Source organism: Arthrobacter sp. TB 23 (assembly GCF_000294595.1).
GTDB lineage: Bacteria > Actinomycetota > Actinomycetes > Actinomycetales > Micrococcaceae > Arthrobacter_D.
Genome location: NZ_ALPM01000024.1, coordinates 19,078 through 44,436, shown reverse-complemented (window position 1 = coordinate 44,436; position 25,359 = coordinate 19,078). Strand labels below are relative to the sequence as shown.

Sequence of the window (25,359 nt, the reverse complement as noted above, 5' to 3'; positions counted from 1 at the left end):
CCCCCGGGGTGGCGATCCGTTCCTATTACCTAATGCTGTGGAAAATCAATGCTGTGGAGAATCACCGCTGTGGAGAATCAATGCTGTGATGGACTGACTGCTGCTATGAGCGACTGCTGTCATGAGCGGTTGTCATGCAATCCCAGCTCAATAGACACGGCTGTCCCGCCGCCCTCCCGTGGCGCCCACTCGATGGTGCCATCCAACTCGCTGGTGACCAAGGTCCTGACGATTTGAAGGCCAAGGCCCTCCTTGTGGTTTTCGTAGGGCAGGCCGATCCCGTCGTCGGCGACCGTGACGTTCAGGATTTCGTCGCCGTCGCTGCCCGTCCGTCGATTGGCGAGAAGCCACACCGTACCGGTTCGTTCCGCGAGCCCATGCTCCACCGCATTGGTGACCAGTTCATTGATCACCAGGGCCAACGGCGTGGCGAAATCACTGGGCAGTTCGCCGAATGACCCGGCGCGTTCGGTACGCACTACGTGGGCGGGGGACGCTACTTCAGCCGACAGCCGGAATTGCCGTGCGATCAGCTCGTCGAAGTCGACGCTCTGGGATAGTCCCTGCGAAAGGGTCTCGTGCACCAGGGCGATAGTCCCTACCCGGCGCATCGCCTGCTCCAGCCCCTGCTTGGCTTCGTCGCTCACCATGCGCCGGGATTGCATCCGCAGCAATGCGGCAACGGTCTGCAGGTTGTTCTTCACCCGGTGGTGGATTTCCCGGATGGTGGCGTCTTTGGAAACCAACTCCATTTCCCTGCGGCGCAGCTCAGAGACATCCCGACACAGCACCAAAGCGCCGAACCGGTCCTTCTCGTCGCGCAGGGGAATGGCCCGCAGCGACAGGCTCACACCACGTGATTCGATTTCCGTCCGCCAGGGCATCCTGCCAGTAACCACCAGCGGGAGGGTTTCATCGACCATGCGCCGGTCGGTGAGAAGCGAGGTGACTATCTCCGCTAAAGACCTGCCTTCCAGTGTCTCAACATCGCCGAGCCTCCTGAATGCCGAGACGCCGTTCGGGCTCGCATACTGAATAACTCCTTCGACGTCCAGCCGAATCAAACCATCGCCAACGCGTGGGGCCCCGCGCCGGGAACCGGTGGGGGTTGCGAAATCCGGCCACAGTCCGAGCGTACCCATCCGGAGGAGATCGTGAGCGCATTGGCGGTAAGTCAGTTCAAGCCGCGACGGCATTCGGGAACTGGAGAGGTCCATATGTGTGGTGACCACCGCGAGGGTCCGACCGTTCCGCACCATCGGTACCGCTTCGACCCGCATAGCCATTTCGGTGGTCCAGTTCGTATCCCCGGACCGTTCCATCTTTTGGCTCATCCACGCTTTGTCGACCAGCGGAAGCAGGTCGGCCCGGATCCGCTCCCCCACGAAGTCCGTGTGAAAGACGGTGTGGGAGGTGGACGGCCTTACATGGGCCAACGCTACGTACCCACCGTCGTCCAGGGGAAACCAGAGCGCAAGGTCGGCGAAGGCGAGATCAGCAACCATCTGCCAATCCCCGACCAGAAGATGCAACCATTCCGCATCGCCTGGTCCGAAGTGCGCGTACTCACGGATTGGATCAGTGAATATTGCCACGAGCTTTCCGGCCCTACCGTCGGACGATCGACCGGAGCAACCGGAGCGCAACCGACAGCGACGCCATGTCGTCGCGTTCGAGGCGGTTGATCTCGGCGAACATGTGACGGGCGCGCTCAAGCATTTCGGCGTTCTGCTGTTCCCAGGCGACGAGCCGATCCCCTGCTTCTGCCCCCTCCATGGTCGACGAAGCCTTCATCACCGAGACGGTCATATCGGCAATCGCCGAGTACAGATCGTCCCGTAATGCTGCCCTGGCCAGTGCCTGCCACCTGTCCCTGCGCGGAAGGGTGGTAATCCGCTCCAACAGGTTGTCGACAGCAAACCTGTCGTAGACGGCGTAGTAGACCTGCGCAATGCGTTCGACTGGTTCGTCGATTTGCTGGGTGATCAGGGCGACATCGAGCAGACCGAAAGACTCGAACTGTTCGGCCCAGTGCCGGGCAATATCGTCCGGCAAACCCCACTCTTCTGCGCGGGCAAACCACTCGTTGACCCGCTCCTTGTCCCTCCCACGCACGTAGTCAACAAGATGGGTACGCAGCGGGTCCATCAGCGGCTTGAATGTCTCGATGTCGTCGGCCACTGACGTGCCCTGCCCGACATTGTTGACGAACCACCTGACGGCCCGGTCGAGTAGCCGACGCATGTCCAGATGCACGGCTGACCATCGTTCGGTCGGGAAACTCGCCGGAAGTTCGCCCAGCGCGTCCACCAAAGCATCGAGGTCGTAGATTTCGCGCAGCGCAACGAACGCCCGGGCAATCACCGGCCCCGACACCGAGGTCTCCTCCATCACCCGGAAAGCGAACGTGATACCGCCCAGGTTGATCATGTCGTTGGCGATCACCGTCGAGATAATCTCGCGCCGCAGCGGGTGAGTATCGAGCTGGCTGTCGAAGCGCTCTGCCAGCTGTTTGGGGAAGTACTCCCTGAGAGTGCTGCCGAACCACGGGTCGTCGGCCAGATCGCTATTGGTGAGGGCCTTGGTCAGTTCAATCTTGACGTAGGCTGCCAGCACCGACAGCTCGGGTGAGGTAAGCCCCTGTCCGCTCTCCACGCGGGTCCGCAGTTCCTGCGTGGTGGGCAGCGCTTCAAGTTCCCGGTTCAGGTCCGCGTTCGTCTCCAGCCAATCCATGAGGCGTTCAAAGCTGGGGCTCCATTCCAGAACACGCTGCCGATCGTTCAGGAGCAGAACGTTCTGGTCGATGTTGTCTTTCAGGACCAGCCGTCCTACCTCGTCAGTCATCGAGTGCAGGAATTCAGCGCGTTCCGCCGCGGGTAGCGCACCAGTCCGGACCATCCGGTCAACGAAGATCTTGATGTTGACCTCATGGTCCGAGCAATCTACGCCTGCCGAGTTATCGATCGCGTCGGTGTTGAGCACCACACCAGCCAGTGCAGCCTCGATGCGCCCCAACTGGGTCATCCCAAGGTTTCCGCCCTCACCCACAACCCGGGCACGCAACTGGTTGCCATTGACGCGGATCGCGTCGTTTGCCTTGTCCCCGACTTCTGCATGGGTTTCGCTGGATGCCTTGACGTATGTGCCAATGCCGCCGTTGTACAGGAGATCCACCGGCGCACAGAGGATGGCACGGAGCAGCTCTGGCGGGCTCAGCGTGGTTACTGACTCATCCAGCCCAAGAGCCGCACGGACCTGGGCCGAGATGGGCACAGTCTTGGATTGCCGTGGGTAGATCCCACCGCCCTCGCTGATCAGTGCCGCGTCGTAGTCCTCCCAGCTTGACCGTGGGAGGTCAAACAGCCGACTCCGCTCGGCGAATGATGCTGCCGCGTCTGGGGTCGGGTCGAGGAAGATGTGCCGGTGGTCAAACGCCGCAACGAGCCGAATGTGCTCGGACAGCAGCATGCCATTACCGAAGACGTCACCGCTCATGTCGCCGACGCCCACCACCGTAAACTCTTCGGCCTGGGTGTCGACGCCGAACTCGCTGAAGTGCCGTTTTACCGATTCCCACGCGCCGCGGGCCGTGATGCCCATCTGCTTGTGGTCGTAGCCGACCGACCCGCCTGAGGCGAAGGCGTCCCCTAACCAGAAACCATATTCGGCCGATAGCTCGTTGGCGATATCGGAGAACGCGGCTGTGCCCTTATCAGCTGCCACCACCAGGTAGCTGTCGTCGCTGTCATGCCTCACCACGCGGGGCGGAGGGACGACGGTTTCGCCGTCGTCGCCTGTCACCAGGTTATCGGTGATATCGAGCAATGCCCGGATGAAAGTGCGGTAGCTTGCCTGTCCTTCAGCCAGCCAGGCAGCACGATCCACCGCAGGATTGGGAAGCTGCTTCGCGAAGAAACCACCCTTGGCGCCAGTCGGAACGATCACCGCGTTCTTGACCGTCTGCGCCTTCACCAGACCGAGCACCTCGGTCCGGAAATCCTCGCGACGGTCAGACCAGCGCAACCCTCCGCGGGCGACCTTGCCGAACCGCAGATGGACTCCTTCGACCTGCGGTGAGTACACCCAGATTTCGAACTTGGGCCGCGGGTGGGGCGCCCCGTCGATGGCCGAGGTGTCGAACTTGAAACTGACGTGGCGCTTGTCCTGGAAGTAATTGGTTCTCAGGGTTGCGCCGATCAGGTTTCCGAAGGTGCGCAGGACCCGGTCGGCGTCGAGCGTGGGAACCTGTTCCAGCCCGGACTCCAGGGTGGCCCGCGCACTGTCGGTGAGTGACTCCCGTTCGGCTTCGCTGAGGTCGGGGTCGAACCGGGCTTCGAAGAGCATCACCAGTGCGCGGCTGACCGCTGCGTTGGCGAGCAGGGTGTCCGCGACAAAACCGTAGGAGTTGGTGTTGCCCATCTGCCGCATGTACTTGGCATAGCTGCGCAGGATCACCACCTGGCGCCAGTGGAGGTTTTCGCGAAGGACCAGCCGGTCGAACGGGTCAGACTCGGAAGACCCAGCCACAGCTGCGGCGAACGATTCCTCGAGCAGCCGGCCGGTGCGAACAGGATCAATGCCCGCCGGGTACTTCAGGCCCAGGTCATACAGGAAGAATTCCTTGCCGTCGGAGCGCTCAACCTCGAAGGGGCGTTCATCCAGCACCTCGAGTCCGAGGTTATGGAGGAACGGAAGGATCTGACTCAGGCTTTTGGGCTCCGTCAGGTAGAGCTTTAGTCGGGCGTCCTCCTCCAGTCGTTCGCCTGCTCCCTCGGGGACATACACGTGCATCACCGGCGCGGCTGGGGAGTTCTTCTCGCACCGTTCAAAACGTTCGATGTCCTGAAGGGCGTCCTCCACCTCGTAGTCGACCCGGTAGCTGGCCGGAAAAGCTTCAGCCCACAAACCCGAGACGTCCTCGGCAGTCCGCCGGTCGAACCGTCCACGGACCACCTCATCGATACCTTCGGACCAGGACCGGGCAGCACCCACCAGCCGTTGCTCAAGCGCTGCCGGTTCCACCGGTGCAACCTCAACGCCCCGCGGCAGCCTGATACGGAAGAACAGCCGCGCAAGGGCAGATTCGCTGATCCGCGCCTCGTAGTCGATGGATTCGGCTTTGAAAGTCTGTCGCAGTTCCTGCTCAATCCGCAGGCGCACCCCGGTGGTGTACCGGTCACGTGGCAGGAAGACCAGTGCCGACATGAATCGGCCGTAAATGTCTGGTCGCAGAAAGAGCCGTGTACGGCGACGTTCCTGGAGCTTCAGGATCCCCATCGCCGTCGTGATCAGGTCCTGGACCTCGATCTGGAAAAGCTCGTCGCGCGGGTAGGTCTCGAGAATGGACAGGAGATCCTTGCCTGAATGCGAGTCGGGTGGGAAGCCGCACTGCAACAGGACAGCATTGACTTTGTCACGCACAATCGGCACGCCGCGCACCGAGCCGGTGTACGCACTGGTCGCGAAGAGTCCGATGAACCGGCGTTCGCCGTTGACGTTCCCCTGCGCATCGAATCGTTTGACGCCAATGTAGTCGAGGTAGGCGGCACGGTGGACCGTCGAGCGGGAGTTCGCCTTGGTGATGACCAGGGCTCGCTTCTCCCTGGCCTTGGCTTTGCCGGCGCTGGTGAGTTGCTGGACCTGACGTCCGCCGACGGGGTGCCTCAACAGCCCCAGGCCGTTCCCGTCTGCGATCCGCAGAACGTCCTGGCCGTCGTCGTCGGTCAGGAGGTCATATTCCTTGAACCCCAGGAAGGTGAAGTTTCCGGCATCCAGCCAGGTAAGCAACTCCCGGGCCTGGTCAAGGTCGGGGATGTCGGCGCCACCTGGAACAGAGTCGAGGGACGCGGCGATCTCGCGGACCTTGCTGCGCATGGCGGGCCAGTCTTCTACCGCTGCGCGTACATCGCCGAGAACGTTGGTCAGCCCGGCAATGATTTTCTGGCGACGGTTGTCGTCGAGGATCCGGCCTACTTCGACGGCGATCCATGACTCGATGTGGGCTGCAACGTCGCCGTCGGCGATCAAGTGTGAGACGTTGGGCAGAGCTGCTGTATCACCGCTGGACACGCCTGCCGAGGACGGTACCCGCTGCAATTTGTGCAGCGCCGCACTTGCCCGGTCCCGGGTGGCGATGAAGGTGGGGTGCATGACGAGCCGGATGGCCACCTGATGGCGCACCAGCTCGGCGGCCACCGAGTCAACCAGGAACGGCATGTCATCGGTCACGATCATGATGACGCTGGCGTCGGACTGGTCAAAGATGTCTACCGCCGCTTCACCAACCTGGCGGTTTTCGGCGAGGCCACGGTGTCGCAGGGCGCGCTCTTTGAGCGCTTCAGCTGTGTGTGCCTTGGCGTCCTCTTCAGCGAGATGTTCATAGTAGTGACTGATGAACTCTCCGGTAGAAGTGTCGGAACTTGGCTGGTCCGTCATGCTGGATCCAGACGACATGAAAACGCCTCCATAAAACGAATATTAAAAGCCGCTCCGTTGCGGCCCGTTACCCATGAGCCTAACGCCGTTGCGGGAAAACTTCACTTCGTTGTGGCCTGCTCCAAATGGCCAGCGCCGCAGTTGTTCAATCGGTACACCGGCAAGCGCTGCGATCCCCTCGCGTAAGGGTGATCGGGGTGCAGATTCCAGCAATACTGAACCTCCCAGAAGCGCGGCGTCGACGGTGGTGAAGTCCGCTGGCAGGAAGGCTTCCACCTGCTGAGCTGGACCAAACCGGTCCCAGGCTTCGCGGAGCTGACGCTCCGGTCCCCGGCCGACGGCGGCCGCCCGAACCTTGTTCAGGACCACCCGTGGGACAGTTCCCGGCACGGAAGCTGTCAGGTCCGCGAGCGCACGGACCAGGCGTGGCAGCCCGACGGCGTCCGCCGCGCCCACGGCGAAGATCGTGTCGGCCGTTTCCAGGCAACAGAGCGTGGCCGCATTCCGGCGGGGTGCGACGGTGTCGAAACTCAACTCCTCATCAGTTTCAAGGCAGAACCCGCAATCGATAACCGTCACATCGGCAACTTCGCGAGCGAGCTCAAGCACCCGGGCCAGCGCCGCCGGCCGCAGTTCGGTCCAGCGGTCGGCCCGGGTAACGCCCGTCAGGACGCCAAGCCGAGAGCCCCGCACTGCTACCACCGTGATGGCCCGGCGTAGCCCTGCCCGGTCAAGCGACCCCTGATCCGCGAGCCGGCAGGCCTGCGCAATTCCTGCAGATTCGTCGAGGAGGCCCAGGGATGCAGCAACGCTGGCTCCATAGGTATCCGCATCGATCAGCAACACCGACCGTCCGTCAGCCGCGAGCTCGGCCGCAAGATTCACTGCCACCGTGGTGCGGCCGGGCGACCCCGCCGGCCCCCAGACCGCGAAAATCTCCCCGGAGCCGGTAGCCGTCACCTCCGCCGTGGGGGAGCCCTCGGGATCGACGTCGGAATCGAGCGCAGGCGTGGGATCGGTGTAGGAGATCCCACCGGCCTGCAGGCTGCGGGAGCCACGCTGCTGATCACCGGCAGCCTCCACGGCTGCTTCAATTATTGATGCGAGGGTGACGGCAGCAACATCGCTTGTTGTGTGGCGAATGCCCAGCGCTTCGAGGCGGCTCCGGCTGTCGTCGTCGTCAGCCAGGGCGACGACGACGACGTCTGCGTTATCGAACCGATCGATCAGAGAAGAGGTCAGCTCCCCGGCGTCCGCCGACAGGATGACTGCGCGCGCAAGCCCGGTCTGGCATACCGCGATGACCTCCGCGAGGTTATTGCACCAACGGACCACCGTGACCGGGCCCCGCAGGTTCTCCAACCCGGTGACACACTCACGGGCAGCGCTCCCGCCAGTAACCACGGGAAGATTCACGGCGAGCCGCCAGGGTTGAGAACGATGGCAATTCGCGCCTCGTTCAGCAGTGCGGCCAGCAGCTCGGGCAGTGTCTCGTCGCCTACGAGAACATGAACCAGGGTTGATCCGGTTCCCCCGCCGAGCGCTGACTCGGACACCGTCAACTCCGAGATTTCAGCAGCTTCCAGTAACTGGGTAGGGGGTTCCCAGGTGCCCCCCTCCCCCTCAAGCGACACCCAGACATCGACCCGTGACCCGGTGGCGGTTCCGGCCGGCAGCGGATCGTCAATGGTCAGGCCCACTGGTTTGCGGTCCAGCTCATCGGCGGCGCCCAGGGCGGCCCGCGGCACCAACTCACCCGCCCGCAGCAAGTGGGTGGCAACTGCATCTTCGGGGATCCCCTCATCGACCCCGAGATAGGCCAGCTGGAGATCATCCAACCGCACCGCAACAACTGTCAGGTCGGCGGAAGTTACCACCGCACCCACTGGTATATCCGCGCGGGCCGCGTAGACGCCGGTGGTTTGATCGGCGCTGCCCACCACGGCGGTAACAGCGGCGATGGACGCCAGCACAAGCAGGACGCCTACCAGGAGCCGCGGATCCTTCCACGACGGCTTCCTCAACCGGACCGGGGGCTCATCTCGTTCCGGGGTAACTGCCAATAGGCTCACGATGGCCTCCTACAGACTCCGGCCGCCCAACCGTCCAGCCCCCGGATATTTTTGACCTGATCCAGCAATTCTCGTGGACGACTGCCGCAAAATAAATCCTTTGGAGCCAAATGCTTCCAAACTGTGGATAATCCGGTGAAATCGCGGGCGGTGATGGCAAGATTGGAAGTCAGCGGTATCGAAGGTGCAAAGGTTCTGCGAAACGTGGGACGAAAGGCGGAAGACGTGGCCGAGAAGAGGTTCCTAACCCTCGCTGATGTTGGTGAGGTGCTGAACATTTCGTCGTCTCAGACGTACGCCCTGGTCCGGTCCGGGGAGCTACCGGCCATCCAGATCGGTGGCCGCGGTCAGTGGCGGGTGGAGTCTCACATCCTCGAAGAATTCATCGCCCGCGCCTATCAAAAGTCGGCCGCCGCGGTACGGGAGAGCTCTTTCGGCCACGCCCGGGAAGATAGCACTCACTAGTGCTATCAGGGGCGGGACAGCACCGCCTCCACGTTACTGAACGGAATCAGGACCACACCTGCGACGCTGCCCTTGCGCCGCTGTTCCCCGAGCGGCACCGTTGCGAGCTCAAGGAAGTCCTTCCCCACCCGGTCAATAGTGCCGTCTAACCGAACCCCACCAATAGCAAGCTGCAGCGTGAGCAGGGTTCGGTCCCTGGCGAAGGCCCGGTAGACAGAGCCTAATCCCAGCCTCGTAGCCACCACGGAGGGCTCGGCGACGGCCTGTCTCCCCATACCCTCGACGGTACTCAGCGCGATGGCTGGAATCATCGCGGCGCCGGATCCGGTCGCCAATACTAGCCATTCAGATCCGACCTGCCGGACGATGCCACTGAACAAGGCTCCGCTGGGAGTCCGAATTCGCAGGGTGACACCCTGCTGTCCCCGGAGGCGGTCCATCGCCGTAAGAGCCGCAAATTCCAGTCGAGACCGCTCGGTAATTTCGCCCTCCACGGCGATCAAGCGGGCCGCAGCGAACTGGGCCTCAAGGTCCTGGAACAAGGATTCCCACCGCACCGGGCCAGCCTAGGACTCCCTGCAAGCCGGGTCAAGGATAGACACCGAACAACATTAAGGTGTACAAACTACCTATACAGATTTAAATGAGACTAAACAGCATCAAACAACAACAAACAACCTACTGACGGTAGCCCAGCGTTCAGGAGAAAAGGTGAAAACTTTCAGCGAAAAAGCTGTTGCAGCGAGCATCCCGCTGCTGGGGGTGGGGCTTTACGCGTGCGGTCAAGTGATTCTCGCCAACGCCGGACCGCTCACCGGGTACCAGCGAATTGAAGGGCTGCTCGGCCTGGCAGCGGCCAGCGCTGGGGTGCTGGTGGTTGGGTGGTGGGTCGTCACGCTGGCTCTCGCCCTTTTGAGTGAGCTGCTGATAGGAGCGGGCTTCCGGAAAGCTGCAAAAGTGGCTGGGCTTTTCACCCCTGGCTTCATGCGAAGGCTTGCCGCCGCCATGGTGGGTCTGCACGTTCTCAGCGGAGTACCAGCGGCGCTGGGCGGAGAACTTCCAGGTCGCCTACTCACTGCGCCGATCGTGTCTGCCCCTGGCGATTCGGTACTTACATCCGGTGCGGAGCCGCGGCGGGATGAACCGCCCACCGTCAGACCACAGTGGAAACCTCTCCCGGCACCCGTCGACGGCCTCCCGTTGCTGCGGGGCCAGACTCGGGCCGCAGCACCAGCGGGCACGGATTCCGGCCTTCCGGTGATCACCGTTCGCACCGGTGATTCGCTGTGGACTATCGCTGCGGCCCACCTCGGACCGTTCGCCACAGATGTCGAGATTGCCGACGCTTGGCCGCGATGGCATCTCGAGAATCGTGGAGTGATCGGCGACGATCCCCATCTACTCATTCCCGGCCAGTTGCTCCGGGTCCCTCCCACCGCGCGGTAGCCACGCCAGGAGCATCATGTTAACCCAGACCCAACTAGTCCGTCCTCCCCTGGCCCCCGACCCGACCTCCGGTTCACTCACCGGATCCGGTCCCGATCGCCAGGTCTCTGCCCCCACACCAACCATTGAGGAGCTCGCTGCAGCAACCCAGGTACAACGCATCACCCGTTCAGTGGTGCAGGCATCCCTCGAAGTCCTCGGTGGCTCCCGGCCACTGCAGCAGCTGGCCGAATGGCTGGATCCGCCCAGCTACGAACGTCTCCAACTTCGCGCCAATCTGGTCCGTAGCCTCAACCGGGGCGCATCCACTGGGCGCCCCGACCATCTGCTGCACCGGAATGTTTCGGTGCGCTCCGTGCGGATCTGTCGCATCACTGAAACCGTCTACGAAGCGTCCGCGGTTGCCTGTGAAAACCACAGAGCCCGCGCCGTCGCTCTCAGACTGGAGCGACGACGCGGGCACTGGAGGGTGACTGCCCTCGAGATCGGCTAGGTGCTACTTCTTTTTGCGCTTCGAAGCCGCACGGGCTTCGGCCCGGTTACCGCCATTGGCTTCGGCCGTCTTCGCCGTACCGGAGCGCCGCTCCACCCGCGTTTCGACCTCGCCCTGCGCGTTCGGCGCCGAGAAGTTCAGGGTTGCTGGCCTTTCCGGGGCGTCGAGGCCGGCTGCTTTGATGGTTGGGCCCTGCACCAGGCCCCGACCATCAGCCACTCCTGGGAGCCCGGTGGGCGCGGGAGCAGCTACCTCAACGTCCAGGTTGAACAGGAAACCGATGCTTTCCTCCCGGATCGCTTCCATCATCGCCTGGAACAGGATGAACCCTTCACGCTGGTACTCGACCAGCGGATCGCGCTGGGCCATCGCCCGCAGTCCGATGCCTTCCTTGAGGTAGTCCATCTCATACAGGTGTTCCTGCCATTTCCGACCGATGACCGAAAGGACCACCCGGCGTTCCAGTTCGCGCATGGTCTGCTCCCCGAGGGCCTCTTCGCGGGCCTGGTAGGCGACCTTCGCGTCCGACAGAATTTCGGCGTGAAGAAAATCCCGGGTGACCTTGGACGGGCCGCCAGCTTCGTCAAGTACCTCGTCAATGGTGAGGCTGATCGGGTAGAGCGTACGGAGGTTGGTCCACAGCTGCTCGTAGTCCCAGTCATCGCCGTGTCCCTGGGCTGTTGCTTCGTCAACCATCGCTGTCACGACGTCTTCCAGGAAGAAACTGACCTTTTCATGCAGGTCACCGCCCTCGAGGATGCGGCGCCGGTCCCCGTAGATGGCTTCGCGCTGACGGTTGAGGACGTCGTCGTACTTCAGGACGTTCTTGCGCTGCTCGGCGTTCCGTCCCTCCACCTGTCCCTGAGCGCTCTCGATTGCTTTGGAGACCAGTTTGGACTCCAGGGCGACGTCGTCGGGCATGGTTGACGAATTCATGATTCGTTCGGCTGCACCGGAGTTGAACAGCCGCATCAGGTCATCGGTCAGCGACAGGTAGAAACGCGACCGCCCGGGATCGCCCTGGCGTCCGGAGCGACCGCGGAGCTGGTTGTCGATACGACGCGACTCGTGGCGCTCCGTGCCGAGCACATACAGGCCACCTAGTTCCCGGACCTCGTTGTGCTCTGCCTCGACCGAGTCCCGAGCGGCGATCAGCGCGTCGGGCCACTGGTTCTCATACTCGTCGGGGTTTTCCGCCGGGCTCAGCCCCCGCTTCTCCAGTTCGGCGATGGCGTTGAACTCGGCGTTGCCGCCGAGCATGATGTCGGTGCCACGACCGGCCATGTTCGTCGCCACCGTGACGGCTCCCTTACGGCCGGCCTGGGCCACAATCGAGGCTTCACGCGAGTGGTTCTTGGCGTTCAGCACCTCGTGCCGGATGCCAGCTTTCGCGAGCTGCTTCGAAAGATACTCGCTTTTCTCCACGCTCGTGGTGCCCACCAGGACCGGCTGACCAGTCTCATGGCGTTCGACGATGTCCTTGACGACGGCGTCAAACTTGGCAATCTCATTCTTGTAGATCAGGTCCGACAGGTCGGCACGCACCATGGGACGATTGGTGGGGATGGGCACGACCCCAAGCTTGTACGTGGCCATGAACTCGGCGGCCTCAGTTTCGGCTGTACCGGTCATCCCCGAGAGTTTTTCGTAAAGCCGGAAATAGTTCTGCAGGGTGACCGTGGCGAGGGTCTGATTCTCGGCTTTGATCTCCACACCCTCCTTGGCCTCGATGGCCTGGTGCATGCCCTCGTTATAGCGCCGCCCCGCGAGAATACGGCCGGTATGCTCGTCGACGATCATGACCTCACCGTTGAGGACCACATAGTCCTTGTCCTTCTTGAACAACTCCTTGGCTTTAATGGCGTTGTTCAGGAACCCGATCAGCGGGGTGTTGGCCGATTCGTAGAGGTTCTGGATTCCGAGGTAGTCCTCGACCTTTTCGATACCGTCTTCGAGCACTCCGACCGTGCGCTTCTTCTCATCGACCTCATAATCGGTGTCCTTGGTGAGCTTCTTGACCACCTTGGAGAACTCGGTGTACCACCTGTTGACGTCCCCGGAGGCCTGTCCCGAAATGATCAGCGGGGTACGCGCCTCATCGATCAGGATTGAGTCAACCTCATCGACGATGGCGAAGTTGTGGCCGCGCTGCACCAGTTCGGATGCACTCCACGCCATGTTGTCGCGCAGATAGTCGAACCCGAATTCGTTGTTCGTGCCGTAAGTGACGTCGGCGTTGTACTGCTCGCGGCGGGTCGCGGGATCCTGCTTGGAAAGGATGCAACCGCTGGTCATCCCGAGGAACCGGAAGACACGTCCCATCAGCTCGGACTGGTACTCGGCGAGATAGTCGTTGGTGGTGACAATGTGAACGCCCTTGCCAGTGAGCGCGTTCAGGAAGGCGGGGGCCACGGCGACCAGCGTCTTACCTTCACCGGTCTTCATCTCGGCGATATTGCCCAGGTGCAGGGCCGCACCGCCCATCAGCTGTACGTCGAACTGCCGCAGCTTCAGCGTGCGCGCCGATGCCTCACGGACGGCCGCGAACGCTTCGGGCAGTAGCGCGTCGAGTGTCTCACCGTCGGCATAACGCTGCTTGAGCTTGTCGGCCTCCCCCCGGAGGTCGTCGTCGCTCATCTCGCGAAACTCGTCCTCCAGGACGTTAATGGCGTCAGCATAATTTCGGAGTTTCTTCAGTGTCTTCTTATCGCCGGTGCGGAGGACTCGTTCAAGAAGTGATGGCACTGGTATTTGCTCCCAATCTAGGTGCGCCGAAATCTGGCCTGTTCAGTCTACGGGAGAGACGACTTATCCTGTCGAACTGGTGCCGCCAGAGCGTGCTATTCGTGGGAAACTGCCAGTTTCAGGGCCTCGGCCAGATCACCATTGGGCTCGACGACTACGTCATCGAGCCCAAGCCAGGTGGCCATGAGCCGTAGCTCGGCCGCCAGTTCGACGACGGTATCTGCTGGCGCGCCGGACTCGCTATGGCTGCCGCGCACCAGAAGCTTTCCCGCAGCCCGGTCGGCCTTGAGATCCACCCGCGCTACCATCGCTTCACGTAATAGGAACGGCAACACGTAGTAGCCGTATCGTCGCGCGGAAGCGGGAGTGTAGATCTCAATCCGGTAATGGAATCCGAACAGTTCCGAGAGTCTCCGGCGTTCGAACACCATCGAATCGAAGGGGCTGAGCAACGCCCTTCCCTCGGCTTTCCGTGGCAATACCGAGTTCACATGGCGGAAGGCTGGCCTGTTCCACCCTGTGATGGTGACGGGCTTGAGGATTCCACTGGTAATCAACGATTCGATGGCACCCGCTGTCGGTTTCAGCGGGAGCCGGAAATAGTCGGCAAAACATTTCAACGTCCCGACCCCGAGCGCGCGGGCCGATAGCTCGGTCAGGTGGAGGTGGGCCTCGGTTGGGTGGACGATTGCCAACGCCGCGCCGGGGTCCGGGAAGACCCGCTCCGTAAGTGCATATTTGCGCTCGAATGACGCGCTACGCCCGGCCGAAGAAACCTGACCCCGTTCGAACATGTCCTCCAGGACCCGTTTCACCGAATTCCAGTTCCAGCCCCACTGGTCCGTGGCCCGAGTCTCAATATGTCCCAACCGTTGTTGCAGTTGTGGAGCGGTTAGAGGACTGCTGACTGCGAGGACGTCGCGAATGCGGGAACGAAGCGATTCCCTCAGCCCCTCGGGCACTGAATGAGCCCCAACCCACCGGCGCTCCTGCAACGGACGAAGGTAGGGAAAGAGCGTGGGTCTGATGAAGCTGGCTTCGTGCGCCCAGTATTCAACCATCCGGCGGGGGTGTGTGCTGGCTAGCCGATCGAGCTGGTCGCGGTCGTACTGACCCAGCCGGGCAAACAGGGGAAGGTAGTGACTGCGAATGAGGACATTGACCGAATCGATCTGCAGCAGCTGCAGCCGGGCAAAGGCAAGGCCCACCTGCCTCGCCGTAGCGGGGCCGACGGGCCTTACCCGTGCCAGTCCCTGTGCCTCAAGCGCGATGCGTCGGGCTTGGGACAGGGAGAGGACTGTGGTCACCCTTTGACCTTACTGGGGTCCTCTCCCCTGCCGGCTCAGGCCGACGCCGAGGCCGCCGCTTCCCGTGCCCGGTAGGCAAGGAGTTCCTCGCGCGGATCTTCAGTTCCCTCAGCGCACCGAGCGTCGAGGGTGATGACGCCGTAGGTCCAGCCCTGCCGGCGGTAGGCAACTGAGGGTGCACCGGTTGCCGAGTCGACGAAGAGGTAGAAGTCATGCCCCACCAGTTCCATGTTGTCGACTGCATCCTCGAGTGTCATTGGAGTGCCGGAGAAGACCTTCCGGCGGATCAGTACCGGCGAGTCGCCGGCCGGGATGTCATTCTCGATCTCGTAGCTGTCGACGACGCTGTCCTGGGCTTCCTGCGGGGCCTGGGTGGACTGCACTTCGAGGTACAAAGGGGCTGTGGTGCTGGCGGGTTCAAGATCAGCTGTGGCTTCACGAACGGCCATGGGGGTATGGCGGCCGTGGTGGACCTTCCGCCGGTCTCTGGCACGGCGTAGTCTCTCCAGCAGTTTGCTGTAGGCAAGGTCGAAGGCTGCAAATTTGTCGGCTGCTGATGCCTCGGCCCGGATCACGGGGCCCTTCGCCAGGACGGTAAGTTCGACGGTGAGCGCGCTATCCGCATTACGGGCGCTGGGCTCCTTGGTAACTTTCGCCTCTAGCCGCTGCACCTTGTCGCCAAGCTGCTCGATCTTGTCGATCTTGTCCTCGGCGTACTCACGAAAACGGTCCGAAACTGACAGATTTCGACCACTGATCAAAAACTCCATGGTGTCCTCCAAAATCCCTTAGGTGACACAACAGCGGCCGGGGAGTCGTGCTTCCAGCCGCTGTCGACGGATATCTAATTGTCCTCGAGATACCCATACCTCACGTTAGTTCACCCACCCCTGATATTCATCCTTCGGCGGTTGTTTTTTTCCGCAAATTTTGTTCGTTACATTCCTTCGGCACGCGACGGCGGCTCGGTGGCGGCAACCACTACCGCCCCGGCCACCTCCGCTCCGGCCAACCGCAGAACCCGCGTCACTTCGGCAATCGTCGCCCCGGTGGTCAGCACATCATCAACCACCAGGCACACCGCCCCGGGGACCAGATGCTGGCCCCGCCGCAGGGTCATGGTGAGGCGGACATTGGCGCGTCGCTGGGCCGATCCGAGACCCTTTTGCTGCTGCTGCCCACCTCGGCCAGCGAGCGCTGACCCCAGTCGGACGGTTATGCCCCGGTACCCCACCAACCTGGCGGGCCGGCAGCCTGCGGGCAGCTCACCTCTTCGAACCAGCCCGTCAAGGAGCAGGCCGAGAGGATCGTACCCGCGGCGGCGCAGCGACGCTCCTTTTGCAGGCACCGGCACCAGAAGAATCTGTGCCGTTTCACCGCCATGGCGGAGCCCCTCCACGGCCGAGTGCAGCGCTCCAGCGAGCGCCGTTTGCAGGGGTCTGCCCACATCGGTGCGGTGATGGTTTTTGTAGGCAAGCACCAACCGCGCGAGTGCGGACCGGTAATGGCCTCCTGCTGTGACCGGCAGTGGGTCACCGAAACCTGTGGCTGACTCCATACGCCCCGGTATCTGAGGCAAGGCGGGCGCACCTCGTTCAACCCTGAGGGGGCGGACCGTCGCTTTGCGGATTGCGGTAAGACACTCGGGGCAAAGTGGGATCAAGAGGCGCCCGCATACAGCACACTCGGTAGGGAACAGGAGCGACCAGAAGCCCACGATGGCACCGGTAAAGCCCTGCACGTCCGGCCTCATCCGGACCGCATCGAGGCGGCCGGCGACGCCCCTCCACAGCGGCGCGGATCGGAATCCGTTCATGCCCTGACTTTGCCACCTCGGCCAGTCCCCGACGTCGCCTTCGTAGCCGAGTGTGGACAAAATCAGTCGCCGAGCCTGGGCAGATCGGGCAAGTGATGTGCAGAGCTCAGCCCGGGAACGCCGGATCCTGGACACCTTCCACCGGCTCGTTCGACCAGGTATCCCCAACCCGGTTCCGGACCCCCTCCGAGGTGCCGGCGAAGATGGCCGTCGGCCCGGTGCCCGCACTGATGTGCAGAATGCCCTCAAGGGACGACAGCGCATCAACAGTCCCGTCAAGACCAAGAAATTCAGGGGTCACCTCTTCCTCTGCGGAGGCCTCGGCGACGATGACGGTGTCCTCGTTGACCCACTTCGCGGTATTGACCGGACCGCTGGCGAAAAGCTCCCGCGGAGTACCAAGACTCTGCGGGGTGCGGTCGTTGCTGCGCACGATCCCGGCAAGGAAAACGCGGCTTAACCCCTCCTGCTCGGTCACGACCAGGGCCCGGGACCCATCCCTCGACACCCTGAGTTCCAGCACCACTGAATCAGCTAGCCAGGGGGCCGTCACCGACACCGCGCTGTCCTGCAACCCGCCGGGAGGAACCGCGGTAACCGTCGATCCCAGGCCTTCGGGCCCGGTGCTGGCCGTCCAAACCCAGTTGTTCGGGTCGAAACTGGGAGAAGTCAGCCTTCGTCCGGTCGCAGCGGTGATGATTTCCTGATCCTGCCCGGTGGTGTAAAGCCGTGTCCGGTTTCCGTTGAGGAACGCAAAGTCCGCCCCGGACAGGGTCATTGCCGGGTCCTGGGGATCCAGTGCCGCCACCGATGGGACGCCTTCAATGGGAACCGTCTCTTCCGTCTGGTACAGGAATAGCTCGTTGCCGGAGACGACAATCTGTTTGTTGCCGACAGCCGGATCGCCGACTGGGATTACCAGGTTCGGGTGGGGGACATTGCCCTCGTCGCCAAGGTACACCGGCTGCCCTTCGACAGTCATCTGCACCGAATTGACCGTGTTCAACCCGGCCAGGTTCTCCCGGAGTTGCTGCTGCATCTGTTGTCGGATCAGGTCACTGGTTTCCTGCAGCACATCGGGGGACAACTCGACGGTTGCCGTCCCCGACACGATGGGCACCGATTCGACGCCGAGGGTGGTACTTTCCGGGAACGCGCTGGTCACCGACCCCTGCAAGTATGGAGCCGGACCGTCAAGCATCGCCTCCACAATATTCGTGGCAATGGCTGCCCGGTTTACGAACCACCTGACGTCGGGCACCCAATGTTCGAAGGAACTGCTGTAGAAGTACAGGCTGTATGTTTCAAGCAACAGCTCAGCCTGGCTCGAAGAAATCATGATGCCGTTGGGGATCGAGGTGATACGCCACTGCCCGTCGGCATTTTGCTCGAGCTTCGCGGTGAGGCTTTCAGTGGTGGTAGCAGGAGCCCCCGTACGGATACCTTCGGCGTTGATGGTCCCCTCGACTTCGAGCTGGATCTGGTAGACACCGTCAGTCGGTGACGCAGAAATCTGCGGGTCAGCTCCGTAGATGATGATGCGCTCTTCTGGCCGCCATTGGGCGGCGAACTCGTCGGTGAGGTAGTCCCGTGCGATCTCGTAGTCGCCGGCGGCACCCGTGCCGGCGTCCACGAAGGAGTTCAGGAGGGATTCCGGATCAGCATCCTGCCGGGGGCCGGGTGGATTGAAAATCAGTGGGTCAGTGGTGTCGGACCCGGTGTCAGCGGTGATGACTCCCACTGGACCAGAGGTAGGTATGGACGAGCAGCCGCTGACCACCAGCACGATCGGCAACAGTAAAAGGGCCAGTGACCGGCTCAGCGGACGCCTGTTAGCGGGCATCGTGGGACTCCTTTGGCAGTGTGGTTAGCTGCGGCAGCGAGTCCGGGGATGTTCCGACCGACGGACGGTCGGGCAGCCCGCCCATCCTTGGCGGCAGCGGCAACGGTGAGACCTTGAGAACGGACTCCCTGAGCTTGGGAAGCGTCAGCCGAAAACAGGCGCCCTTACCCGGGGAGCCCCAGGCCTGCAGCCAGGCTCCGTGGAGATGGGCATCCTCGGTGGCAATTGACAATCCAAGGCCGCTCCCGCCGGTGGTTCGGGCCCGGGCCGGGTCGGCCCGCCAAAACCGATCGAACACCCGGGACGCTTCAAGCGGAGTCATGCCGATGCCGTAGTCACGAACTGCGACGGCGACGGCGTCCGGATTCGAGGCAATATAGATCGAGACAGGCTTCCCATCGCCATGCTCCAGCGCGTTCACCACAAGATTCCTGAGAATCCGGTCAATCCTGCGGGGATCCACTTCGACCAGGCATTCGGTTTCGCGGGAGATAATGCTCAGCTCGGAGCCGCACGCATCCGCTAACGGCTGGGCGCCGTCAATCACGTGCCGAACCACCTGGAAAATGTCGACGGATTCCGCTTCAAGCACCGCGGCGCCGGCATCGAACCGCGAGATTTCCAGTAGATCGGCGAGCAGCGCCTGGAATCGTTCCACCTGGTTGTACAGGATTTCGGCGGATCGGCGGTTGACCGGGTCGAAATTGGCGCGCGCGTCGTGGAGCACCTCGGCGGCCATCCGCACCGTGGTCAACGGGGTACGAAGTTCGTGGGAGACGTCCGAAACGAAGCGTTGCTGCATCTGCGACAGTTGCGCGAGCTGGGTGATCTGATCCTGAAGGCTCTCCGCCATATGGTTGAACGACGCACCAAGCCGCGCCACCTCGTCCTCGCCCTTCACATCCATCCGTTCCTGCAATTCGCCGGCCGCCAGCTTTTCGGACACCACTGCAGCATGGCTGACTGGCCCGACCAGGCTCCGGGTCACGAACCAGGCGATCGCCCCAATGATCAGCAACAGGACGATGCCAGCAATCCAGATCACCCCGTGAATGTAGTCAAGGGTGGCCTGCATCGAGGACAGGTCGTAGATCAGGTAAAGCGCATATTCGGTCTGCCCTGGCGGCAGGGTCACCTTGGTGCCGAACGCCAGCCCCGGCACCCTCTCCCCTGAAGTCGACTCGATCGACGTGGCGGACCAGTATTGGTCATCGCCCGACCTCACCGCGTTGGCCATGGCCGCCGGGATGGCGCTCGACTCGGTCAGGTTGTCGCTCCCGAACGGGGCAACGTAGATATCGGTGGTCTGATCGGGCACTATGGCGAGGATGAACCGCCTGGGTGCATCGGCGCCGCCACCCTCGAGGCTTGGCAGGGTGTCCTGCACCAATCGGAGGGTCGATTCGCTGTCGGTGGTCGAGGCGCTGCTGAAAATTGCTGCGACCTCGCTGAGCCCGTTGCTGGACTCGGCGCGGAACTGTTCGAATCGTTCCTCGTACAACCCGGTCGCAATCTGGTTGGACAGGAAGGCGCCGACGGCAGCGAAGGCTACCGCGGTGAGAAGCAGGGTGGAGACGACAGTGCGGAACTGCAGCGACCGTCGCCACTGCCGGGCGGTCCGCGAAAGCACTGTCCGGATCCAGGACCAGGCATGCGACGCCACGTCACCCAGCCTGTTCCGAACGCTAGCTGCAGCGCGGTCCAACTTACCCCTGTCCTGCCTTGTATCCCACGCCCCGGACCGTCAACACAATCTCTGGCGCTTCCGGGTCCCGTTCAATTTTCGACCTCAACCGTTGCACATGCACATTGACCAGTCGGGTATCCGCCGCGTGCCGGTAGCCCCAGACCTGCTCAAGCAGCAACTCCCGGGTAAAGACCTGCCAGGGTTTGCGTGCCAGCGCAACCAACAAATCGAATTCCAGGGGGGTCAGGGAAATCCGGTCACCGGCGCGGACCACCGAGTGCCCGGCGACGTCGATGGTGACCTCACCGATGCGGAGAGTCTCGGGAGCCTTCTGGTCACCGGGGCGCAGCCGCGCTCGCACCCGTGCCACCAGTTCCGCAGGCTTGAACGGCTTCGGCACATAGTCGTCGGCGCCGGATTCCAGACCTCGCACGATGTCGGAGGTGTCCGACTTCGCAGTCAGCATGACGATGGGGAGGTCGGATTCGTTGCGGATCTGGCGACAGACTTCGATTCCGTCCATCCCTGGCAGCATCAGATCAAGCAACACCAGGTCGGGTTTGGAGCTCCTGAAGATATCCAGGGCCTGAGAACCGTCAGCGCAGAACACGGGATCAAATCCGTCGTTGCGTAGTACGATGCCGATCATCTCGGCCAGTGCTTCGTCGTCGTCAACGACCAGAATGCGTGCCTTCATATCTCCATAGTCTCCCATTGCCACGGCAATGTCGTACTAGCGCAATCGCTCCGCGCGCCCCAGCGCCGGGCAGGTTCCCGGAAATCCCTCCCGGTAACTATAGTTCTAAGAGACGGGTTCACAAGTGGAACAAACGTTCCGGGGGGACAGGATGAGCAACAATCCGCATGAGAGTGAACCAGCCGACAAGTCGCGGGACGATACGGCGGGCGCACCTCTTCCGCCACCTAACGCCCAGCCACCGCAGTGGGGTCAACCACCACAGCCCGGGCAGAACGCCCAGTGGGGGCAGCAACCACAGTGGGGGCAGCACCCCGAACCCACTGGATCACCCCAATGGGGAGCGCAGCCCGGGTGGCAGGGTGTTCCGCACGGCCAGTTCGGCGGCTATCAGGCACCGCCTAAACCGGGAATCATTCCGCTGAGGCCCCTGGGCCTGGGCGAGATCCTCGACGGGGCGTTCCAGGCCTGCCGGAAGAATCCGTTGGCAACCTTCGGCACCGCCATCCTGTTCCAGGTAGTGATATCGGTTCTCACCCTGCTGTTGACGGTCGGTTTGTTCGGCTCAATCGCGCAACTGGATCCCGTCGACCCGTCGATGGACGAGGTTGCAGGACTGGCGACGTCACTGGTTTCCGTCGCCACGGCACTGGTGGTGCTCAGCAGCGTGGGTGTCCTCATTCTGCAAGGGGTGCTGGTCATCCCAATCGCACGTGCAGTGCTCAACGAGCGCACTTCTTTTGTGCAACTGTGGAAACTGGCCGTCCGGCGGATCCTGCCCCTCCTGGGTCTGGGATTCCTCCTGCTTCTGCTGGTCATTGCCGGACTGACGGTTCTGGTGGTGATCGCGGTGCTGCTGGCCATGCTCCTCGGTCAGGACTCGGTCTGGTTGATCGTGCTGGGAACCCTCGGCTCCCTGGCGCTGATTGTCTGGCTCAGTATCAAATTGGTCCTTGCACCGGCGGTACTCATGCTTGAGGGTGCCGGACCGCTCACCTCCCTGCGCCGGTCCTGGACATTGACTTCCCGCAATTGGTGGCGAACGTTCGGGATCCTGATCCTGACCAGCATCATCGTCTCTATCATCACCTCGGTGATTTCCACTCCCCTGAGCCTGCTCGCCACCCAGTTCGTGTCCTTCAGCGACTCGCCGGCCGAGCTCGGCGAGGAGCTGATGAACTCGCTGCCCATCCTTTTGGTCGGTCAGCTTATTACAGCTGTCTTCGGTGCCATTGGTTACGCCTTCCAGGCCGGTGTGACCGCCCTGCTCTATGTGGACCTTCGCATCCGGCGCGAGGGGTTCGATGTGGTCCTGCTGCGCGAACATGAGGAAGCAACTGCGGGCCGGTTCACCCCGATTCCCGGCCAGTCCGCCAACCCCGGCGGTCAACAATTCGGTCACCGGCCGGGTGGACCACCGTGCCCACCCACCAATGGGACCTGAGCCGGGTGCCACTTTCGCCAATGCTGATCCGTTTGATTGAGTCGTCGGTGCCGATCGCTGGTCGGGTCCCGGTCGTGCCCGACGACGAGGAAGCCCGCGGTTGGCTGGAGGATGAGCTCGCCCAGGGCCGCTATCAGGAGGCGGAACCCAATTTCCTGGAACGGATCGCCACCACGATCCTCGAATGGCTGGGGTCTATCTTCGCCGACCTTCGGCCGCTTGAGGCCGGACCCGGTACGTTGCTGCTCGCCCTGGGGGCCGCGGTGGTGATCGCCGCAGCGGTGTGGCTGGTCAAACCTCGCCTCAATGCCCGCAACAAACGCGCCCGCACCGGAGTGTTTTCGGGTGACACCGTCCGCACCGCGCAGGAGCATCGTGGACTCGCCGCGGCTGCGGCGGGATCACGGGAATGGGATATTGCGCTGACCGAGCGGCTACGAGCGGTGATCCGCTCGGCCGAAGAGCGGGGAATTATCGATCGCCAGCCCGGGCGCACAGCAGGTGAGACGGGAGTGCAGCTCAGGGCCGCCTTCGGGGCGATCGGCGCCGACACCCTGTGGCTAGCCGACCGCTTCAACGAGGTGCACTACGGCAACCTGCCGGCGCATGAATCCGACTACCAGCGGGCAACGGCGCTCGATGTACTGCTTGCAACCGCCCGCCCGGACCTGCAGCAGCCGGCAACAGAACTGGCAGCGCCCCGCTGATGGCTGTCGAAATAGACCAGGCCACCACCATCGAGGTCGTCGGTGATGGCGGCAGCGCGGGCCGTACCGCAGCCACCCGCATCCGTAGGCTCGCTCCCTGGCTGGTGCTGGGATTTCTCCTGGTGGCTGTGGTGCTGGTGGGATTTTTCGGACGTTCCGGGCAGGACGGCGTCGCACTCTCCCCCGCCAACCCGGCTCCGGCAGGAGCCATGGCGCTCGCAGAGGTGCTTAGGGGACAGGGCGTCGAGGTGATCCAGGTGGAATCGCTCGAAGCCGCCGCGGCTTCGTCGTCGGCTGGCGCCTCGACCCTCCTGCTGCACGATCCGGATTCCTGGCTCAACTCCGACCAGCTGAGCGCCCTGGACGGTGTCGCCGACCGACTGGTTCTGGTCGAGCCGAACACCCTCATCCTGGGCGAACTTGCCCCCTCCATCCGACAGGCGGGTCTAATCCCCGCCTCCGAAGACACCCCCTTGCCGGCAGACTGTGGGGTTGAGGACGCCGCCGCCGCCGGCAGTATCTCCCCCGGCGGTTTCGCCTACCGGGCCGATCTGATCTGTTTCCCTCCCGCTACTGCGCAGGGCGGCCCACCCTCGGGTTCCTACGCCGCCACGGCTGGCCAGGAAGTGGTGGCACTCGGCCACGGAAGCATCATCAGCAACGAGACCATCGACCAGGAAGGCAACGCGGCACTTGCCCTGCGAACCCTGGGGAGCAGCCCCGTCCTCATCTGGTATCAGCCCACGGCAGCCGATCTGGCGCTGACCGACACACCGGTCGATCCCCTGAACCTGCTGCCCGATTGGGTGAACCTTGTGATGCTGTGGCTACTCGGCACTGGCCTGTTGGCCGCTGTCTGGCGGGGACGCCGCCTGGGGCCGCTCGCCGAGGAACCGCTGCCCGTGGTGGTGCGGGCGGCCGAGACGGCCGAAGGACGGGCGCGGCTCTACCAGGATTCTGGGTCCATTGATCGCGCCGCCGCCAACCTCCGAGCCGCCACCCTCATTCGGCTTGCAGCACGGCTTCGCTTGCCGGCCACCAGCTCGGTCACCGAGGTGGTAGCCGCGGCGGCACGCCACTCCCCGCGGTCCCCGGCCGACCTCGACCAACTTCTGCGGACCGAAAGACCAGCGTCCGACACCCAATTGGTGCGATGGAGCCAAGACCTTGACGCCCTAGAGAAAGAGATCGACGCGAGATGAGTCAACACATCCCGACCCACCAGGACTCCCCGGTGTCACCGGACGGCCCCGGCCCCGAACGCCAGGCCCTGCTGAACGTGAGGTCCGAGGTAGCCAAAGTGATCGTCGGCCAGGACGCGGCAGTGACCGGAATGCTGATCGCCCTGCTCGCGAAGGGCCATGTGCTGCTTGAGGGTGTTCCGGGTGTCGCCAAAACCCTGCTCGTGCGCACCCTGTCGGCAGCTTTGAGTCTCGATACCAAGCGGGTCCAGTTCACTCCCGATCTGATGCCGGGAGACGTCACTGGGTCACTCATTTACGAGGCGCAGAACTCGGAATTCGCCTTCCGCGAGGGGCCGGTCTTCACCAACATCCTGCTGGCGGACGAGATCAATCGGACGCCGCCCAAGACCCAGGCCTCCCTACTGGAGGCAATGGAGGAACGCCAGGTGTCGGTCGACGGCGTTTCGCGGGCGCTCCCCGATCCGTTCATCGTCGCAGCCACCCAGAACCCGGTGGAGTACGAAGGCACCTATCCCCTGCCCGAGGCTCAACTCGACCGCTTCCTGTTGAAGCTCACGCTGTCAGTGCCGGACCGGGACGACGAGATAGAGGTGATCCGCCGCCACAGTGCGGGCTTCGACCCACGGGACCTCGCTGCGGCGGGGGTTCGCCCGGTCGCCTCGGCCCTTGATCTGGCGAAGGCCCGGCGCGCGGTGGCAACAGTAGCGATTGCGCCCGAGGTCATCGCCTACATTGTTGATGTGGTCCGCGCCACCCGCACAGCTCCATCTTTCCAGCTCGGTGTTTCCCCGCGTGGTGCCACCGCGTTGCTCAACACCGCCCGGGCCTGGGCCTGGTTGTCAGGCCGCACCTTCGTGACGCCGGACGACGTCAAGGCCCTCACCCTGCCAGCGTTGCGACACCGGGTGTCGATGCGTCCCGAGGCTGAAATGGACGGCGTCGAAGTGGATGATGTGCTGTTGGGGATCCTCGCTACCGTCCCAGTGCCACGCTAGGC

Annotated in this window: 19 protein-coding genes; 7 read left to right on the top strand and 12 right to left on the bottom strand. The window is 63.1% G+C overall.

Annotated features, from left to right (window positions below):
* Window positions 1–119: 119 nt before the first annotated feature.
* From B384_RS0103310 to B384_RS0103295, 4 genes are read right to left on the bottom strand one after another with little or no spacing between them, the layout of a single operon-like run.
* A complete protein-coding gene (locus B384_RS0103310; protein ID WP_019481726.1) occupies window positions 120–1,595 on the bottom strand; it encodes a sensor histidine kinase in 1,476 nt (491 codons plus the stop codon).
* 13 nt (window positions 1,596–1,608) lie between these two features.
* Window positions 1,609–6,453: an NAD-glutamate dehydrogenase gene (locus tag B384_RS0103305; RefSeq protein ID WP_019481725.1), complete on the bottom strand. Its 4,845-nt coding sequence runs from the start codon at window positions 6,451–6,453 to the stop codon at window positions 1,609–1,611.
* A 24-nt stretch (window positions 6,454–6,477) separates the two neighbouring features.
* Window positions 6,478–7,851, bottom strand: coding sequence for an AAA family ATPase (locus B384_RS17585; RefSeq protein ID WP_019481724.1), 1,374 nt, complete (start codon window positions 7,849–7,851; stop codon window positions 6,478–6,480).
* Window positions 7,848–8,507: a hypothetical protein gene (locus B384_RS0103295; RefSeq protein WP_019481723.1), complete on the bottom strand. Its 660-nt coding sequence runs from the start codon at window positions 8,505–8,507 to the stop codon at window positions 7,848–7,850. The genes B384_RS17585 and B384_RS0103295 overlap by 4 nt, the downstream gene beginning before the upstream one ends.
* Before the next feature lie 225 nt (window positions 8,508–8,732).
* Between B384_RS0103295 and B384_RS0103290 the strand changes: the two genes are divergently transcribed.
* A complete protein-coding gene (locus B384_RS0103290; protein ID WP_024476745.1) occupies window positions 8,733–8,972 on the top strand; it encodes a helix-turn-helix domain-containing protein in 240 nt (79 codons plus the stop codon).
* Window positions 8,973–8,977: 5 nt separating this feature from the next.
* Here B384_RS0103290 and B384_RS0103285 read toward each other — a convergent pair whose 3' ends face one another.
* Window positions 8,978–9,529: a hypothetical protein gene (locus tag B384_RS0103285; protein WP_019481721.1), complete on the bottom strand. Its 552-nt coding sequence runs from the start codon at window positions 9,527–9,529 to the stop codon at window positions 8,978–8,980.
* Window positions 9,530–9,683: 154 nt separating this feature from the next.
* Here B384_RS0103285 and B384_RS20895 point away from each other — a divergent pair, with 154 nt between their 5' ends.
* Both B384_RS20895 and B384_RS17580 read left to right on the top strand, forming a co-directional pair.
* Window positions 9,684–10,418, top strand: coding sequence for a LysM peptidoglycan-binding domain-containing protein (locus B384_RS20895; protein ID WP_019481720.1), 735 nt, complete (start codon window positions 9,684–9,686; stop codon window positions 10,416–10,418).
* Between the two features lie 16 nt (window positions 10,419–10,434).
* The gene (locus B384_RS17580) at window positions 10,435–10,911 is read left to right on the top strand and encodes an Rv3235 family protein (protein WP_019481719.1); all 477 of its coding nucleotides are present in this window, start codon (window positions 10,435–10,437) and stop codon (window positions 10,909–10,911) included.
* 3 nt (window positions 10,912–10,914) lie between these two features.
* On the opposite strand, the gene secA is transcribed toward B384_RS17580, so the two are convergent.
* The 7 genes from secA to mtrA form a co-directional block, all read right to left on the bottom strand.
* Window positions 10,915–13,656: a preprotein translocase subunit SecA gene (gene secA / locus B384_RS0103270; RefSeq protein ID WP_019481718.1), complete on the bottom strand. Its 2,742-nt coding sequence runs from the start codon at window positions 13,654–13,656 to the stop codon at window positions 10,915–10,917.
* 95 nt (window positions 13,657–13,751) lie between these two features.
* On the bottom strand, window positions 13,752–14,963 hold the full coding sequence (locus B384_RS0103265) for a winged helix-turn-helix domain-containing protein (protein ID WP_026040934.1): 1,212 nt from the start codon (window positions 14,961–14,963) through the stop codon (window positions 13,752–13,754).
* Window positions 14,964–14,998: 35 nt separating this feature from the next.
* Window positions 14,999–15,733, bottom strand: coding sequence for a ribosome hibernation-promoting factor, HPF/YfiA family (gene hpf, locus B384_RS0103260; RefSeq protein WP_019481716.1), 735 nt, complete (start codon window positions 15,731–15,733; stop codon window positions 14,999–15,001).
* 167 nt (window positions 15,734–15,900) lie between these two features.
* On the bottom strand, window positions 15,901–16,521 hold the full coding sequence (locus B384_RS17575) for a ComF family protein (protein ID WP_019481715.1): 621 nt from the start codon (window positions 16,519–16,521) through the stop codon (window positions 15,901–15,903).
* 364 nt (window positions 16,522–16,885) lie between these two features.
* Entirely contained in the window at window positions 16,886–18,622 is a 1,737-nt protein-coding gene (locus tag B384_RS0103250) for an LpqB family beta-propeller domain-containing protein (RefSeq protein ID WP_019481714.1), read from the bottom strand.
* Window positions 18,612–20,285 carry an MtrAB system histidine kinase MtrB gene (gene mtrB, locus B384_RS0103245; protein WP_019481713.1) on the bottom strand — a complete coding sequence of 558 codons (1,674 nt, stop codon included), beginning with the start codon at window positions 20,283–20,285 and terminating at the stop codon, window positions 18,612–18,614. Before mtrB ends, B384_RS0103250 begins: the two co-directional genes overlap by 11 nt.
* Window positions 20,286–20,328: 43 nt before the next feature.
* Window positions 20,329–21,006 (bottom strand): MtrAB system response regulator MtrA, encoded by a 678-nt coding sequence (gene mtrA, locus B384_RS0103240; RefSeq protein ID WP_019481712.1) that lies wholly within the window; start codon window positions 21,004–21,006, stop codon window positions 20,329–20,331.
* A gap of 151 nt (window positions 21,007–21,157) precedes the next feature.
* Between mtrA and B384_RS17570 the strand changes: the two genes are divergently transcribed.
* Genes B384_RS17570 through B384_RS0103220 form a run of 4 tightly spaced genes read left to right on the top strand, consistent with a single transcriptional unit; the run spans window position 21,158 to window position 25,357 of the window.
* On the top strand, window positions 21,158–22,450 hold the full coding sequence (locus B384_RS17570) for a hypothetical protein (protein ID WP_019481711.1): 1,293 nt from the start codon (window positions 21,158–21,160) through the stop codon (window positions 22,448–22,450).
* Window positions 22,426–23,157 (top strand): DUF4129 domain-containing protein, encoded by a 732-nt coding sequence (locus B384_RS0103230; RefSeq protein ID WP_156808944.1) that lies wholly within the window; start codon window positions 22,426–22,428, stop codon window positions 23,155–23,157. The genes B384_RS17570 and B384_RS0103230 overlap by 25 nt, the downstream gene beginning before the upstream one ends.
* Complete coding sequence (locus B384_RS0103225; protein WP_019481709.1) at window positions 23,157–24,359, top strand: DUF4350 domain-containing protein; 1,203 nt, start codon at window positions 23,157–23,159, stop codon at window positions 24,357–24,359. Before B384_RS0103230 ends, B384_RS0103225 begins: the two co-directional genes overlap by 1 nt.
* On the top strand, window positions 24,356–25,357 hold the full coding sequence (locus B384_RS0103220; protein ID WP_019481708.1) for an AAA family ATPase: 1,002 nt from the start codon (window positions 24,356–24,358) through the stop codon (window positions 25,355–25,357). The genes B384_RS0103225 and B384_RS0103220 overlap by 4 nt, the downstream gene beginning before the upstream one ends.
* Window positions 25,358–25,359 lie beyond the last annotated feature (2 nt).

Excerpts from the sequence above, each read along its gene's own strand:
- B384_RS0103305 (WP_019481725.1), bottom strand. The coding sequence starts at position 6,453 with ATGTCGTCTGGATCCAGCATGACGGACCAGCCAAGTTCCGACACTTCT.
- B384_RS17580 (WP_019481719.1), top strand. The coding sequence starts at position 10,435 with ATGTTAACCCAGACCCAACTAGTCCGTCCTCCCCTGGCCCCCGACCCG.
- hpf (WP_019481716.1), bottom strand. The coding sequence starts at position 15,733 with ATGGAGTTTTTGATCAGTGGTCGAAATCTGTCAGTTTCGGACCGTTTT.
- B384_RS17575 (WP_019481715.1), bottom strand. The coding sequence starts at position 16,521 with ATGGAGTCAGCCACAGGTTTCGGTGACCCACTGCCGGTCACAGCAGGA.
- B384_RS0103250 (WP_019481714.1), bottom strand. The coding sequence starts at position 18,622 with ATGCCCGCTAACAGGCGTCCGCTGAGCCGGTCACTGGCCCTTTTACTG.
- mtrA (WP_019481712.1), bottom strand. The coding sequence starts at position 21,006 with ATGAAGGCACGCATTCTGGTCGTTGACGACGACGAAGCACTGGCCGAG.
- B384_RS17570 (WP_019481711.1), top strand. The coding sequence starts at position 21,158 with ATGAGCAACAATCCGCATGAGAGTGAACCAGCCGACAAGTCGCGGGAC.
- B384_RS0103225 (WP_019481709.1), top strand. The coding sequence starts at position 23,157 with ATGGCTGTCGAAATAGACCAGGCCACCACCATCGAGGTCGTCGGTGAT.
- B384_RS0103220 (WP_019481708.1), top strand. The coding sequence starts at position 24,356 with ATGAGTCAACACATCCCGACCCACCAGGACTCCCCGGTGTCACCGGAC.